Below are 14,413 nucleotides of genomic sequence, written 5' to 3' on the forward strand. Positions count from 1 at the left end.
CGCGACCTCGGGGTCCAGGTTGTTCATCAGCATCCGCAGCGGGGCTTCTGTCTGCCAGCTCTTGGCGGTGAGCTCGGTGCCGCGGGCAGCTTTGACCGGGCGGGCACCGGTAGTGAAATCGGCCTTCAATGTATTTCTCCTAATATCCTGCGCGGCCTAGGCCAGGTTCTTGGACTTGAGCCAGTCCTTGGCGATCTCGCCGATGTCCTCGAACTTCGCCACGCGGCCATTCATCTCGATGAGGTCTTCCGTGGTGAGCGCGGCCGAGACCTTGTCCAGGACCTCCTTGACGGTGGCCGTGGACTTCTTTTCGTTGATGACCGGGACGATGTTCTCTGACAGGAAGAGGTTCTTGTCGTCCTCGAGGGCAACCAGGTTGTTGGCGGCCAGTGCGGGATCGGTGCTGAAGAGGTCGGCTACCTGTACCTGGCCGGAAAGAAGCGCGTTCAGCGTCAGGGGACCGCCGGCGTCGAGCGCTGAGAACTCCTTGAACTCCAGGTTGTAGACCGACTTGAGGCCGGCCACACCGTTCAGGCGGGTTTTCCACTCCGGCGGGCCGCCCAGGACGAGCTCTTTGGCCACGGGCTGCAGATCGCTGATGGACTTCAGGTTGTACTTGTCGGCCGTTTCCTTCTTGACCGACAGGACGTCCTTGTCTTCGGCTTCGGACGCCGCCAGCATGGTCAGCCCGGAGGGGACCTTGGTGGCCAGTTCCTTGGCGACCTCTTCGGAGGACACTGCCTTGGTCGCGGAATCGAGGTACTGCAGGAGGGCTCCGCCGTATTCGGGCATGAGGTCGATGGATCCGTCCTTGAGGGCCGGGATGGTGACTTCGCGGCTGCCGATACTGGGCTTTTCGGTCACCTGGACGCCCTTGGACTTGAGCGCCTCGGCGTAGATCTTGGCGATGAGCTGGCTTTCCGGGAAGTCCGCGGAGCCCACAATGATGCTGTCGCTTGAGCCTGCCTGGGTGTTGGAGTTGCTCATGGGATCCCCGCCGCAGGCGGTCAGGGCAAGGGCGGCAGCAGCCGCGAGGGTGATGCCGGTCAGGTACTTTTTCATGTCAATGCTCTCTGGGGGAGGCTGGCTCAAGGAATGCAGTGGCCAGGCTGGGGTGGGTCGTGTTGCCGGATGGCGGTTGGGGATGTTGCGTGGGGTGGTGGTTCAGACCGTGGCGGGGATTTGCACGGTGTCGGCCGCGGCGGCCGATTTGACGGTGCGCCGGGTCAGTCCTGGTGAGACGATCCGGCGCGTGATGAAGGCGAGCACCTGGTCAAAGACCAGGGCCATGAGGGCCACCAGCACGGCGCCGGCGACCATCTGGTTGTAGTCGTTCTGGGCCTTGCCGTCGATCAGCAGGCGGCCGAGTCCACCGAGCGAAATGTAGGCCGCGATGGTCGCCGTCGAGATGATCTGCAGCAATGCGCTCCGGACGCCGGACAGTACCAGCGGGAGCGAGCAGGGGAGCTGAACATCCGTGAGGATCTTCATGGTGCGGAAGCCCATGCCCTTGGCAGCGTCGACGGCGGCCGCATCCACTGCGCGGATGCCGGCATAGGTGTTGGTCAGGATGGGCGGCACCGCGAGCAGCACCAGGACGATGAGGCTCGGCAGGATGTAGCCCATCTTGGACGGGAAGGCCGGTGAGATCAGCAGCACGAGCAGGATCAGCAGTCCCACGCTGGGTAGGGCGCGGAGGGCATTGGCCAGTCCGGCGATCATGAAGACGCCCTTGCCGGTGACACCGATGTAGACGCCGAGCGGAACTGCGATGACGGCCGCGATGGCGAGGGCGATGAGCGAGTAGACGAGGTGCTCGCCGATCAGGTTCGGGATGCCGTCGGCACCGGTCCAGTGACTGGGGTCGAACAAGTAGTTCATGATGCCACCACCTTGGGGGTCCACGGTGTCAGCCACCGGTTGAGGAGGATGATCAGGCCGTCAAGGATCATGGCCAGGACCACGCAGAGGATGATGCCGGCGATGATCGGGGTGAAGAACCGCAGTTGGAAGCCTTGGGTGAAGAGCGAACCGAGCTGGGGGATACCCAGCAGCGCGGCCACTGACACCAGGCTGACGTTGGAGACCGCTGCGACGCGGAGACCGGCGCAGATCACCGGAACGCCGACGGGAAGTTCAACTTTGAGGAGGCTCTGGTAGCCGCGGTAGCCCATGGCCTTCGCCGCCTGGGCGGTGTCCTCAGGAACGGAATCCAGGGCATCGGCAACCACGCGGACCAGCAGCGCCACAGTGTAGATGGTCAGCGCGGCCACGATGTTGAGGGGGTCCAGGATCTTGGTGCCCAGCACCAGCGGCAGCAGCACGAACAATGCCAGCGAGGGCACGGTGTACAGCAGGCCCGCGATGCCCACCAAGAGGGGGTAGATCCGGCGGCTGCGGTGTGCCCACCAGCCCAAGGGCAGGGCAATCAGCAGGCCGAGGATCAGTGGGGTGACGGCTAGCAGGACATGCCAGCCGAGCAGGAACACAATATTGTCGAACTGGCGGCCCAGCCATTCAACGTTCATCGGGCCGTCTCCAGGTGCGGTTCGGCTTCGATGGCCTTGACGATGTCGGACGCAGTGACCGTGCCGATGAGCTCACCGGTGTCATTGACGACGACGCCGCGCCGGCTGGGGGAGGACAGTGCTGCGTCCAGCAACTGGCGCATAGTGCCGGCCGATGTCGCAGACGTGCCGCTGAGGTTCAGATGCTCCCGCTTGAGCTCGCCGACGATCAGCTCGGTCTGTGCCCAGCCAAGTGGCTTCCGTCCGCCGTCGACCACCAAGACCCACGCGCCGGTGGCCTTGGCGTGTGCCTCCGCGGCGGAGTCTCCGAGCTGGACCACAGCCTCTTCGCTCACCGTCACGGTTCCGGCCGCGCTGGTGAAGCCGAGGGAACGGTAGCCCCGGTCGCGTCCCACGAAGTCGGCCACAAACTCGTCGGCCGGGGAGGTAAGCAGCTCCGACGGCGTGGCCATCTGGGCGAGCTTCCCGCCGACGCGCATCACGGCCACCTGGTCCCCCAGCTTGAGGGCTTCGTCGATGTCGTGGGTAACCATGATGATGGTCTTGCCGATTTCACGCTGCAGGCGGAGGAATTCGTCCTGGAGCTGCGCGCGGACCACGGGGTCCACGGCGCTGAAGGGTTCGTCCATGAGCATGAATGCGGGGTCCGATGCCAAGGCGCGGGCCACGCCAACACGCTGCTGCTGGCCGCCCGAGAGCTGCCAGGGGTAGCGCTTGGCGAAGTTCGCCGGAAGGCCAACGCGCTCCATGAGCTCAAGGGCCTTCATGCGGGCTTTCTGCCGGCTCTCGCCCAGGAGTAGCGGCATGGTGGCCACGTTGTCCACAATAGTGCGGTGCGGGAAGAGCCCGGCGTGCTGGATCACGTAGCCGATCCTGCGGCGGAGCAATGCTGCGTCCATCCCGGAGGTGGGCTGGTCATCAAGGTAAATGGTTCCGGCGGTGGGCTCGATGAGGCGGTTGATCATCCGGAGCGAGGTGGTCTTGCCGCAGCCTGACGGGCCCACAAGGATGGTCAGCTTGCCGGTGGGGGCTTCGAGGTCCAGCCCATCCACGGCCACTGTCCCGTCCGGGTAGGTCTTGGTAACACTTTCAAACCTGATCATTTTGTATCCATGCTTTCCAGGGGCTTTTCATGGTTTTCGGAGGGCGTGGTGAGAATGGTTTTGGCCACCCTCGCCAGGTCCTCGCCGATCTTCGTTGCCTTCAGCTCGTTCAGCCTGTAGCTGGGTGCCACGATGCTCAGGGCGGCCACGGTCCGGCCGCCCATGATGACGGGGGCGGCAACCGCCGTCACGTCATCTTCAACGCCGCTGCGCATGACCGCGAAGCCGCGTTCGGACTCGCCGCCGGTGAGGACTTTGCCTGCGGCCGATCCCTCCAGCGGGATGCTTCTGCCGACCCAGCTGGCATGCCGGATCGAGTGGGTTCCTTCAACGATTGCTATGTAGATTCCGGTGTCGCCAGTGCCGGGAATGCTGAGGTAGCAGGACTCACCGGTTTTTGCGACGAGTTCCTTCATGGCCGGGGTGCAGAGGGAGACCAGGGATTCGTGGCCCAGGGCCAGTGCCCCCAGCTGGATGACGCTGGCGCCGGGCCTGAAGTTCCCGCCCGGATCCCGTGATACGAACCCGCTGGCCTCCAGCGTCCGGAGCAGACGCAGGGCCGTGCTGGCGGACAGATCAACCAGCCGGGCCGCGTCGCTGAGGCTGATGGCACCGTCTGTGCAGACGGCACTCAGCAGCGCCAGGGCCCGTTCCACCGTCCGGGTTGAAGAATCTGCAGCCACTGGTTGACCCGCTTTCGAGTGGTGTGAATCACTAATGTCTTGCCACTAAGTAAAAACCAACTTTCACTCGATGACAATAGGTGGCGCCTACATTTCACTCGTTCTTCACAAAATCCGGGTTGATCGTTGCCAGTGCAACAGTCCTGTTTCCGGCGCGTTGCAGGCTCGTTAACTGTCACGGGCACTTGTCCCCAGGCCTTGCCATGGAGTGGAAAGTGGCTTTTACTTGGTGGCAGTTCGTACCAATCGGAGGTTCATGTGGAAACCGTCAACCAACTCCTCGATTCCATCAAGGACGTGGGCCGCGATGCGGTCCGCGGAGGCTATTCCCGGGCCGTCTACTCGACGGCAGAACTCGACCTGAGGTCCTGGTTCATCGGGCAGGCAACGCAGCGTGGCCTGGACGTCGAGACCGACCGGAACGGCATCATCTGGGCGTGGTGGGGCAAGCCCCAGGATGGTGCCCTGGTGACCGGCAGCCACCTTGACTCCGTCCCCGGCGGCGGCGCCTTCGACGGTCCCCTGGGGGTCGCGTCCGCGCTGGCCGCCGTCGATCTCCTCAAGGCCCGGGGCGTCCAGCCGCGCCGCTCCCTGGCCATTACCGCCTTCCCGGAAGAGGAGGGTTCCCGCTTTGGAGTTGCCTGCCTCGGATCCCGCCTCCTGACCGGAGCCATCGACGTGGACAAGGCGCGGAACTTGCGCGACGGCGACGGCAACACGTTCGCCGACGTCGCCCGGGCCAATGGCCTGGACCCGCGCCACATCGGGCCGGATCCGCACGCGCTGGCACGGATCGGTGACTTCGTTGAACTGCATGTGGAGCAGGGCAAGGGCCTCGGCGCGGACGGCCCGGCCATTGCCGTCGGCAGTTCCATCCTGGGCCACGGCCGCTGGAAGCTGAGCATCAGCGGCCAGGGCAACCACGCCGGGACCACCCTGATGGCAGACCGGGCGGATCCGATGGTGGCGGCCGCCCAGATCATCGTGGCCATCCGGCAGGCCGCCGCCCGCCAACCCGATGCGCGCGCCACCGTGGGGCGCCTGATCCCGGTGCCGGGCGGCACCAACGTCATCGCCTCCCGGGTGGACATGTGGCTGGATGCGCGCCACCCGGACGATGCCGTCACGGCCCGGCTGATCGAAGCCATCCATGGGAGGGCCCAGCGGGTGTCAGCGGAGGAAGGCTGCACCGTGACCCTGACCGAGGAGTCCTACAGCGGGACGGTGCATTTTGATCCGGGCCTGACCCGAAGCATCAGCGGGATGCTGCCGGACGCGCCCCTGCTGGCCACCGGGGCAGGTCATGATGCCGGTGTGCTGGCCGGGTTTGTGCCGTCCGCCATGCTTTTCGTCCGGAACCCCAGCGGAATTTCGCATTCCCCGGAGGAGCACGTCACGGACGAGGACGCCGGCGTGGGCGCTGCCGCCCTCGCGGACGTCCTGGCAGGCCTGCTGTGAAGCGGTACTGGTGCGAGCAGGCAATGGTCGACGGCGCTACAGGTCCCACAGTCGCCGAACGGGTGGAGATCGAGGCCGAGGCCGGTCGGATCACCCGCATCACCCCGTCCGTAGACGCCTCGCCCGGCGCGCATCTCCTTCCCGGCGTAGTTTTCCCCGCGGCGGCCAACGCCCACTCGCACGCGTTCCACCGGATCCTGCGCGGCCGCACGCACCACAACCGCGGCGACTTCTGGGTCTGGCGGGAGCACATGTACCGCAGCGCAGCGGAGCTAACGCCCGAAGCCTACGAGCAGCTCGCGACGGCGGTCTTCACGGAGATGGTGGTGGCCGGCTTCAGCAGCGTGGCCGAGTTCCATTACGTTCACCACCAGTCCGGCGGCAAGCCGTACGCGGAACCGCATGCCATGGAGCTTGCCCTGGCCAGGGCTGCTGCTGCCGCCGGGATCCGGCTGACGCTCCTGGATACCCTGTACCTGGCCGGCGGCATTGGCATGCCGCTGAGCCCTGAGCAGGCCAGGTTCGGTGACGCTGACGTGCATGCGTGGCTGGACCGGCTGGCTTCCCTTCGGACCCACATCGCAGGGACCTTCCCGCCGGGCATGGTCGGTGTGGGGGCGGCGCTGCACTCCGTCCGCGGGGTACCGGAGGCGGACCTGGCCGTGGTGGCCGAACAGCTGCCGCACGACCTGCCGCTACACATCCACCTGAGCGAGCAGCCCGCCGAGAACGCGGCGTGCCTGGCAGCGCACGGGCTCACGCCTACAGGACTCCTGGCCCGGCACGGCCTGCTGAGCCCGCGCCTGTCTGCAGTCCACTGCACCCACTTGACGGCTGAAGACATCGACTTGCTCGGAAACGCCGGGGCAACAGCGGTCATTTGTCCCACCACCGAGGCGGACCTGGCCGACGGCATTGGGCCCGCCCGGGAGCTGTCCGACGCCGGCGCCTCCATTGCGCTGGGGACTGACCAGCATGCCGTGATCGACCCCTGGATCGAGATGCGGGCCCTGGAGTACGGGGAACGACTCGGCTCCGGGGAGCGCGGCCGGTTCTCGCCGGAGGAGCTGCTCCACGCCGCCACGGAGGGGGCAGCCCGCTCCATGGCCACGCCGGTGGCACCGGAGGCCTTGCGGGTTGGTGCTGTCTGCGATCTGGTGGCTGTGGCCGCCGGCTCGGCACGGACCGCGGGATCGAAGCCGCAGCAGCTCGCGTTGAGCGCCACGGCCGCCGACGTCACGTCGGTGGTCATCAACGGGGAATTGGTGGCGTCCGACGGCGTGCATCACCGCCTGGGAGCGGCGGGGAGCCTGCTGGCGGCGGCCCTGAAGAACTTCTCCTGACCGAGACTGGTGGGCGCCGCCCGGCCCCGGCGGTCAGGGCCGCGTTTGCCGCCGCGATCAGGAAAATGCCGGCCCACTGCACAATACCCAGCGCTTCACCCAGGGCCAGCGCCCCGACCAATGCCGCGAAGACGGGGTTGATGCTCATCAGGACCCCGAACAGGCTGGTGGGGATGCGGCGCAGGGTGATCACGTCCGCGACGTACGGGACCACGGACGCCAGTACGCCGGCGCCTGCTGCGCAGAGGACGGTGAACGCGTCGGGCCGGTGGTTGAGGAACGTCACCAGCCCCACGGGGAGGAAGAGTGCGGCCGACACTCCGGTTGCGGCCGCCGTCCCCTGGATGCCAGGGATCCGCTTGCCCACGGTCCTGTTCAGGAGAATGTAGGCGGCCCAGCTGCACGCGGCGACCAGTCCGAGGCCGATGCCCACGTAGTCCGTGGACGCCTCCGGCTGGGTGATGGCCACAACCCCGGCCGCGGCAAGAAGGGCACAGGCGGCGCTCGCCTTGGTCCGTGAACCGATCAGGGCAAGGGCCAGGGGACCCAGGAATTCGAGTGTGACCGCGAGGCCCAGCCCGATGCGCTCCACGGCCGCGTACAGGGAGAGGTTCATCGTCCCGAACACCAGCGCCAGCAGAAGAATGGGCCACCACTGGTGGCGGGTGAAGGAGAAGATGCGTGGCCGGACAAGGGGCAGCAGCACCGCCGCGGCAATGAGCTGCCGCGCTGCGACTACGCCCACCGGGCCGATCGCGGGGAAGGCCAGTGAACCGCTGGCCGCACCCAGCTGGTTTGAGAGCGCGCTCGCCACGAGGATGGCGCCAGCCCGGCCTCGGCCGGCAGTTAATGTGTTGTCCATCCTTGGAGTGTGGGGCCGCAGCGGGTTCCTCCAAAATGCATAGACGGGCTCTCTTATGCGCGCAGCGTATGAATAGAATGAGCTGATGGAGATGGAGCTGCGGCACCTGCGTTGCCTGGTTGGGGTGGCGGAAGCGGGCACGTTCACTGACGCCGCCATTGAGCTGGGCATGTCGCAGGCGGCGGTGTCGCGCAACATCGCGGCATTGGAGCGCGCATTGGGGGTTCGCCTCATGCGCCGCACCACCAGGAGCATTGAGTTTACCGCCGCCGGAGACCGGACCGTCCGGCATGCCCGCCGTGTTCTCTCGATCCTGGAGGCCATCCAGCAGGAGGCGGCCGACGGCGGCGGCACCGTCCGGATCGGCTACGCCTGGTCCGCCCTGGGCCGGCACACCACGGAGTTCCAGCGCAGGTGGGCTGACGCGTTTCCCAACACCGAGCTGCGCCTCATCCGGACCAACACCCCGACGGCGGGACTGGCGGAAGGAACCAGCGACTTCGCCATCCTGCGGCGGGTCCCCGACACGGCGGCCATCAGCCTTGTCCTCATCGGGCTGGAGAGCCGTTTCTGCGCCATGGCAGCGGATGACGCCCTTGCCGACAAGCGAAGCATCACCCTTGCAGAAGCCGCGTCCAAACCGATTGCCCTGGACCGGCGCACCGGAAGCACGCGCCTGGACCTGTGGCCGGAAGGCCAGCAGCCGCAGCGCACCATCGCCACGGACGACGTCGACGATTGGCTGACCGTGATCGGCAGCGGCAAGGCGCGGGGCATCACTGCGGAATCAACGGCGCACCAGTACCGGCGCAAGGGTGTTGTGTACCGGCACGTGCGTGATGCCGCCCCGGTTCCCGTTTACGTCGCCTGGTCCAAGACCGACCCGCCTGCGGGGACGCAGGGCGTCGTCGAACTGCTCGCGGCTCTCTATTCCTGAGCCGCGCGTTTTCGGGGCCCGTTTGTTATCCCCGCAACGGTTCGGCGGCAATCGGGCCGCCGCCGGATCCCGCTGCGCTCGCGGGCCTCACAATTTAAGGACCAAAAGCCAGGCCCCAAAGGAGGGTGTGATGCGCAGTCCGGCCGCGTCAGGCGCGGTTTTCCCCATGGCCATTCTGATGGCGCTGCTGCTGGCGGGGTGCGGCCCGCAGGCGGGGCCGACGGCGACTGTCTCGCCGGGTGCCACCGGCACCGTGCCGGCCACCGGAACCACAACTGCCGTTCCGACGGCGGCAGTCTCGCCGAGTGCCACCGGCACCGCACCGGCGTCGGCCGCCTGGACCGTTTACACCACGGCGGACGGCCAACTGACGTTCGAACACCCGGCCGCGTGGAGCGTCCGGGACCCGGCCGGCGAACTGCCGGAGGGCGGCGGTGCGTTCGCCGAGGTGACCAACCAGGCCGGCAAGCCGCTGGCGACGCTCCGGACCAACATGGCCACCGGGTCCACGTGCCTGGACCGGTTCCCGTACGAGGTGCTTGAGACGCAGGAGATGCCGTCCCTGACGCAGGGCGGCGTGGCCCCCTGGTTCGTTTTCGAGACCCGCGGCAATGATGCGGCGCCGGGTCCGGCCGACACTCCAGCCGCGGCCTACGGCATCACGTCGGTCCCAGCACCGGACGGCGACTCGGCGTGCGCCATCTTCCACTTCTTCACCTGGCCGCCCACCGCCGCCATGTTCGGGGCTTTCTACAACCCCGCGAACAACGCGACGCCGGGGGCCGAGTCCCTGCCGTATCTGGAGCAGGCCAAGAAGTACGCGGAGACCGCGGAGTACCGGGACATCAAGCGGATGATCACCTCGTTGCGGCCCGCTGGTTAGCGGGCAGGCGGCTGGCTCAAGGTTCACACAAGATTTGTGCGGGCAGGCCATTTTCGACCTTTGCGCCCGCACGGATTCGGTAGATTGATCTCGGTTTCGGTCCCCCCACCGAAGCCCGGAAGCCCCCGCGCTCGAGTCCAGCTCGCGTGGGGGCTTCCAACCAGGGGGCCTGCAGCTGGAGCTGCCGCGTCAGAGGTTGGTCATGCGTTCCCCGGCTTCGTTGTAACGGCCACCCTGAACCTGGATTTTGGCGGCGGCGTCTTCGATCTCAGTGAGTTCGCCCGCGGACAGGGTTACGCTGGCGGCGCCGAGGTTCTCGTCCAGCCGGTGCAGCTTCCGGGTGCCGGGGATCGGGACGATCCACGGTTTCTGCGCCAGCAGCCAGGCCAACGCAATCTGGGCCGGAGTGGCGCCCTTGCGCTCCGCGATCCCGGCCAGCAGGTCCACCACGGCACGGTTGTTCTCCCTGGCCTCGGGGGTGAAACGGGGGATGGTGGCGCGGATGTCGTTGCCGGCCTCGAAGGTGGTCGAAGTGTCGATGGTCCCGGTGAGGAAGCCCTTGCCCAGCGGGCTGAAGGGCACAAATCCGATGCCCAGTTCCTCGCAGGTGGCCAGGACGTCCTCTTCGGGGCGCCGCCACCACAGTGAGTATTCGCTCTGGACGGCGGTCACGGGCTGGACCGCGTGGGCCCGGCGGATGGTGCCGGCGGCGGCCTCGGACATGCCGAAATGCTTGACCTTGCCGGCGTCGATCAGTTCTTTGACGGCGCCCGCCACGTCCTCGATAGGGACATCGGGGTCCACCCGGTGCTGGTAATACAGGTCGATGGCGTCAACGCCGAGCCGCTGGAGCGACCCGTCCACCACGTGCTTGATGACGTCGGGACGGCTGGTGACCTGCCCGCTCGCCTTGCGTTGCGTAGGGTCGATGTCCCAGCCGAACTTGGTGGCAATCACCACCTCGTCCCGGTGCGGGGCGAGGGCCTCGCCGACGAGTTCCTCGTTGGCGTAGGGTCCGTAGATCTCGGCCGTATCAAAGAAGGTGACGCCGCGGTCCACCGCCGCGCGGATCAGCGCGATCATTTCCTGCCGATCGGGCCGGTCGCTGTAGCCGCCGCTCATGCTCATGCAGCCGAGTCCGATGGCGGAGACCTCAAGGCCGCTGGTGCCGAGGGTGCGCTTGTCCATATGTCATGCTCCTGTGTCGTAGAAGGGAGTGCGGCACGCATTTCCTGGAGAAGGCTGAACCGCGCTGTCCCAGAAACGCTAACCCCGACTGGCGATGCGCGGCAGGGTCTGTCAGTACACCCCTCAGGGCTGGCCGGCGCCAGGGAAAGCTGCTGTGGACCCCTGCGCTGCCAGCCGCTTCGGCTCTTGACGGCCATACAGGGCTATACATCCCGCAGACTTGGTCACGTAACCGAAAAGCTGCCACTGCATTTGGGTTCAGTTACATATTTTGGGGGCACCTGCGTGGATAGCATGAGGTGACCGGACAGAGCTGTCCGGCCAGATCGACGCAGAAGGAAGCCCATGGCAGCGGTTACGGTGGACGATATCCTCTCGGATCTCCCTCTGGGTTTCGCCAGCCTCATCCTCCGGCCTGCCCCGGCCGGCTCTGCGATCGAACGGTTCCTGATCGTGGACGCGGATGATGAAACGTCCGACGGCGGCGCAGCCTTTGTCCTGCTGATCGGCGTCCGCGGACGCTCGGCTTTGCCCGCTCTGCGGCGGCTCCTGAAGAATCCTCCGCCGGTGGTGGCCGTCAAGGGAAGGCGTGAAGAGCTCGCCGAAGCTGAAGAGCTGCTCCGCGATGCCGGCACGGGCCTGCTGCTGGTGGATCCGGGGGCCGACTGGGACCGGCTGCTGTCCATCGCCAAGGACCGCATCCAGCCGCGCAGCTACCAGAGCGAAGTGCTGACGCTGCTGGAAGAGGATCTGTTTGCCATCGCCCAGACCACCGCGAGGCTCACCTCCAGCCACGTGGTCATCGAAGACGCCGCGAACAAGGTGCTGGCATACTCCACTGTTTCGAACGACATCGACGAGCTGCGCAAGGCCTCCATCCTCGCCCGGCGCGGTCCGCGCAAGTACGAGCTGCTGCTGAAGGACCTGGGCGCCTACCGTGAACTGCACAGGACCCGGCTGCCCGTGCGGGTACCGGCCCGGCCCCAGGACGGGCTGCGGGAACGCGTAGCCGTCACACTCTTCGCCGGGGACCGGATCATGGGCTACATCTGGCTCCAGGAAACCGGGGCGGGCTTCGGCGCGGACGTTGAACACGTGCTCACCGGATCTGCTGCACGGGCCTCCGCCGAGCTGATCCGTTTCCGCAACCAGCAGTCCGTCCACATGCGCGAAGACCGCATTGCGCGGATTCTGTCAGGACCGGCAGAAGCCGCGGCCAGTGCACACAGTGAGAACATCCCCGTTGAGCGCCCGGCCGCGTTGATCCTGATAGGAATGTCCGCTGCCGATGCCCAGGCCGACGACGCAGCACTGAAACACGGCGAACTGGCCAATCTGGCGTCCATCCACGCGGCCGCCTACAAGGCGTCCGCCGTCGTGGGCCAGTTCAAGGGCGACACCGCCGTGATTGTCCCTGGCCTGCAGTCAACCGCCGCCGAGCCCGGGCTGCGGAGCCTGGCCGAATCCATCGTCCGGGATGCGGGCAAGCACCTCGGCATCAGCCCGTTCGCAGCCGTCGGTCCGGTGGTCCCGGACCTGCTGTCCATCCACTCCATAACCCGCATTACCGAAGCCCTGCTGAGTTGCGTTGGCACGTCCCCGGATACGGCCGTGGCCACCGTGGACGACTTCGAGGCAGAGGTCCTCTTCCGCGAGGCAGTCCAGAACTTCACGTCCTCCGCCTTCCGGCACCGCGGCCTTTCCACTCTGCTGCGGCAGGACGCCGAACTCGCGGAAACCCTGCACGCGTACTTCGAAGCATCACTCGATGTCGCGGAGTGCGCCAGCAGGATGGGGCTGCACAAGAACACCGTCTACTACCGGATCAGCAAGGCATCCCGGGCGACCGGCCTGAACTTCGGCGACCCCCGGGACTCGCTGGTGGCACTGCTCCATATCCAGGAATGGGCCGGCACACATAAAGAACAACTGGGCAGGAAATGACCACAGCACTCAAGGCACCGCCATTGGGCCCGATGCTGGACGACATCGTCCGCAGCCACAGGCCACACCGGGTATCCGGGTCCGTCCCGGCCAACATCCCCCTTCTTGCAGCCGTCCCCTTCAACAGGTTCGGGATCGCCGTTGCGACCGCTTCCGGCGAGGTGTTCAGTTCCGGCGATGCGGACGTTCCGTTCTCCATCCAGAGCATCTCCAAGGTGTTCACCCTGGCCATGGCGCTCCGGGGCGACAGCTCAGGAACACTGTGGTCCCGCGTGCTGCGCGAGCCCTCCGGCACCTCGTTCAACTCCCTCGTCCAGCTGGAACTGGAGCACGGCATCCCGCGGAACCCCTTCATCAATTCCGGCGCCCTGGTGGTCACGGACCACCTGATGGAAGAAACGTCCGACGCCGCCACCCAGGTGTTGCGGTTCCTCACCGCCCAGGCGGCCAGCACCGGGCCCTTCATCGATGAGGCCGCCGCAGCCGGCGAGCTCGCCGGCAGCAGCCGCAACCTGGCGCTGGCGCACTTCCTGAAGGATTTCGGCAACCTGAACCGGACCGCGGAATCCGTGGTGGAAAACTACGTCCGCCAATGCTCCATCATGATGAGCTGCGTGGAACTCGCCAAAGCCGGACTCTTCCTCGCCCGGGACGGCCAGGGAGCGCGCGGAACCGTCGTGTCCCCCAGCGATGCGAAACGCATCGGCTCCATCATGCTGACGTGCGGCATGTACGACGCCGCGGGCGAATTCGCCTACCGCGTGGGCCTCCCCGGAAAAAGCGGTGTGGGCGGCGGGATCCTCGTCATCGTGCCAGGCGAATGTGCCATCTGCGTCTGGAGTCCGCGGCTGGATGCCAAAGGAAACTCGCTGGCCGGCACTGCCGCCCTCGCCGACCTTTCCGACCGCACCGGCTGGTCCGTCTTCTAGCCCCGGCTGCACATCCCCACACCTTCTTCCCCACCCCTTCTTCCCCACCCAAGCAGGATCTTCTCCGTATCGAAAGGATCAACCATGCCCATCAACCCCAATGACGCGGTTGTCGTAAACCAAGCCGACGGCGGCCACGCGCACGCCTCTGAGAGTGCCCTGCACGCGGAGGACAAGGGCTACCACAAGAACCTCAAACCGCGGCAGATCCAGATGATCGCCATCGGCGGCGCCATCGGCACCGGCCTGTTCCTCGGCGCCGGCGGCAGGCTGAACGCCGCCGGCCCGTCGCTGGTCATCGCCTACGCGGTCTGCGGTTTCTTCGCGTTCCTGATCCTGCGGGCCCTGGGCGAACTGGTCCTGCACCGCCCCTCGTCGGGCTCGTTCGTCTCCTACGCCCGCGAATTCTTCGGCGAGAAGGCCGCGTTTGTGTCCGGCTGGTTCTACTGGATCAACTGGGCCACCACCACCATCGTGGACATCACCGCCGCCGCCCTGTACATGAACTTCTTCGGCAACTACATCCCCTGGATGGCCGAGGTCCCGCAGTGGGCC

General features: G+C 66.6%; 15 protein-coding genes. 7 read left to right on the forward strand and 8 right to left on the reverse strand.

The window, feature by feature from the left end; genetic code table 11:
* The 6 genes from V6M49_RS02595 to V6M49_RS02620 form a co-directional block, all read right to left on the reverse strand.
* The coding region (locus tag V6M49_RS02595; RefSeq protein ID WP_332759909.1) for a hypothetical protein at positions 1-129 on the reverse strand (129 nt) is incomplete at its 3' end.
* Between the two features lie 27 nt (positions 130-156).
* Positions 157-1,062 (reverse strand): ABC transporter substrate-binding protein, encoded by a 906-nt coding sequence (locus V6M49_RS02600; RefSeq protein WP_141141849.1) that lies wholly within the window; start codon positions 1,060-1,062, stop codon positions 157-159.
* A gap of 102 nt (positions 1,063-1,164) precedes the next feature.
* Complete coding sequence (locus V6M49_RS02605; RefSeq protein WP_210412350.1) at positions 1,165-1,881, reverse strand: ABC transporter permease; 717 nt, start codon at positions 1,879-1,881, stop codon at positions 1,165-1,167.
* Positions 1,878-2,528 carry an ABC transporter permease gene (locus V6M49_RS02610; RefSeq protein WP_141141848.1) on the reverse strand — a complete coding sequence of 217 codons (651 nt, stop codon included), beginning with the start codon at positions 2,526-2,528 and terminating at the stop codon, positions 1,878-1,880. Before V6M49_RS02610 ends, V6M49_RS02605 begins: the two co-directional genes overlap by 4 nt.
* Positions 2,525-3,631, reverse strand: coding sequence for an ABC transporter ATP-binding protein (locus V6M49_RS02615; protein WP_141141847.1), 1,107 nt, complete (start codon positions 3,629-3,631; stop codon positions 2,525-2,527). Before V6M49_RS02615 ends, V6M49_RS02610 begins: the two co-directional genes overlap by 4 nt.
* Positions 3,628-4,314, reverse strand: a complete 687-nt coding sequence (locus V6M49_RS02620; RefSeq protein WP_246848633.1) for an IclR family transcriptional regulator — start codon at positions 4,312-4,314, stop codon at positions 3,628-3,630. Before V6M49_RS02620 ends, V6M49_RS02615 begins: the two co-directional genes overlap by 4 nt.
* 258 nt (positions 4,315-4,572) lie before the next feature.
* Between V6M49_RS02620 and V6M49_RS02625 the strand changes: the two genes are divergently transcribed.
* A complete protein-coding gene (locus tag V6M49_RS02625) occupies positions 4,573-5,772 on the forward strand; it encodes an allantoate amidohydrolase (protein WP_332759898.1) in 1,200 nt (399 codons plus the stop codon).
* Positions 5,769-7,115 carry a formimidoylglutamate deiminase gene (locus V6M49_RS02630; protein WP_332759900.1) on the forward strand — a complete coding sequence of 449 codons (1,347 nt, stop codon included), beginning with the start codon at positions 5,769-5,771 and terminating at the stop codon, positions 7,113-7,115. The genes V6M49_RS02625 and V6M49_RS02630 overlap by 4 nt, the downstream gene beginning before the upstream one ends.
* Here V6M49_RS02630 and V6M49_RS02635 read toward each other — a convergent pair.
* Complete coding sequence (locus tag V6M49_RS02635) at positions 7,024-7,977, reverse strand: EamA family transporter (protein WP_332759901.1); 954 nt, start codon at positions 7,975-7,977, stop codon at positions 7,024-7,026. The genes V6M49_RS02630 and V6M49_RS02635 overlap by 92 nt on opposite strands.
* Positions 7,978-8,062: 85 nt before the next feature.
* Between V6M49_RS02635 and V6M49_RS02640 the strand changes: the two genes are divergently transcribed.
* Together V6M49_RS02640 and V6M49_RS02645 are read left to right on the forward strand one after the other, a co-directional pair.
* Positions 8,063-8,914: a LysR family transcriptional regulator gene (locus V6M49_RS02640; protein WP_332759903.1), complete on the forward strand. Its 852-nt coding sequence runs from the start codon at positions 8,063-8,065 to the stop codon at positions 8,912-8,914.
* A 130-nt stretch (positions 8,915-9,044) separates the two neighbouring features.
* A complete protein-coding gene (locus V6M49_RS02645) occupies positions 9,045-9,797 on the forward strand; it encodes a hypothetical protein (RefSeq protein WP_332759904.1) in 753 nt (250 codons plus the stop codon).
* 189 nt (positions 9,798-9,986) lie between these two features.
* Here the strand turns inward: V6M49_RS02645 and V6M49_RS02650 are convergent, their stop codons facing one another.
* Positions 9,987-10,985, reverse strand: coding sequence for an aldo/keto reductase (locus tag V6M49_RS02650; protein ID WP_332759905.1), 999 nt, complete (start codon positions 10,983-10,985; stop codon positions 9,987-9,989).
* A gap of 345 nt (positions 10,986-11,330) precedes the next feature.
* On the opposite strand from V6M49_RS02650, the gene V6M49_RS02655 reads away from it, so the two are divergent.
* The 3 genes from V6M49_RS02655 to V6M49_RS02665 all read left to right on the forward strand — a co-directional run.
* Positions 11,331-12,929 carry a PucR family transcriptional regulator gene (locus V6M49_RS02655; protein WP_332759906.1) on the forward strand — a complete coding sequence of 533 codons (1,599 nt, stop codon included), beginning with the start codon at positions 11,331-11,333 and terminating at the stop codon, positions 12,927-12,929.
* Complete coding sequence (locus tag V6M49_RS02660) at positions 12,926-13,858, forward strand: glutaminase (RefSeq protein ID WP_332759907.1); 933 nt, start codon at positions 12,926-12,928, stop codon at positions 13,856-13,858. Before V6M49_RS02655 ends, V6M49_RS02660 begins: the two co-directional genes overlap by 4 nt.
* An 84-nt stretch (positions 13,859-13,942) precedes the next feature.
* Positions 13,943-14,413 (forward strand): amino acid permease (locus V6M49_RS02665; protein ID WP_332759908.1); only part of this gene is annotated, 471 nt, incomplete at its 3' end.

This window comes from Pseudarthrobacter sp. (assembly GCF_036675385.1).
Lineage (GTDB): Bacteria > Actinomycetota > Actinomycetes > Actinomycetales > Micrococcaceae > Arthrobacter.

Excerpts from the sequence above, each read along its gene's own strand:
- V6M49_RS02655 (WP_332759906.1), top strand. The coding sequence starts at position 11,331 with ATGGCAGCGGTTACGGTGGACGATATCCTCTCGGATCTCCCTCTGGGT.
- V6M49_RS02605 (WP_210412350.1), bottom strand. The coding sequence starts at position 1,881 with ATGAACTACTTGTTCGACCCCAGTCACTGGACCGGTGCCGACGGCATC.
- V6M49_RS02615 (WP_141141847.1), bottom strand. The coding sequence starts at position 3,631 with ATGATCAGGTTTGAAAGTGTTACCAAGACCTACCCGGACGGGACAGTG.
- V6M49_RS02635 (WP_332759901.1), bottom strand. The coding sequence starts at position 7,977 with ATGGACAACACATTAACTGCCGGCCGAGGCCGGGCTGGCGCCATCCTC.
- V6M49_RS02610 (WP_141141848.1), bottom strand. The coding sequence starts at position 2,528 with ATGAACGTTGAATGGCTGGGCCGCCAGTTCGACAATATTGTGTTCCTG.
- V6M49_RS02640 (WP_332759903.1), top strand. The coding sequence starts at position 8,063 with ATGGAGATGGAGCTGCGGCACCTGCGTTGCCTGGTTGGGGTGGCGGAA.
- V6M49_RS02600 (WP_141141849.1), bottom strand. The coding sequence starts at position 1,062 with ATGAAAAAGTACCTGACCGGCATCACCCTCGCGGCTGCTGCCGCCCTT.
- V6M49_RS02650 (WP_332759905.1), bottom strand. The coding sequence starts at position 10,985 with ATGGACAAGCGCACCCTCGGCACCAGCGGCCTTGAGGTCTCCGCCATC.
- V6M49_RS02660 (WP_332759907.1), top strand. The coding sequence starts at position 12,926 with ATGACCACAGCACTCAAGGCACCGCCATTGGGCCCGATGCTGGACGAC.
- V6M49_RS02645 (WP_332759904.1), top strand. The coding sequence starts at position 9,045 with ATGCGCAGTCCGGCCGCGTCAGGCGCGGTTTTCCCCATGGCCATTCTG.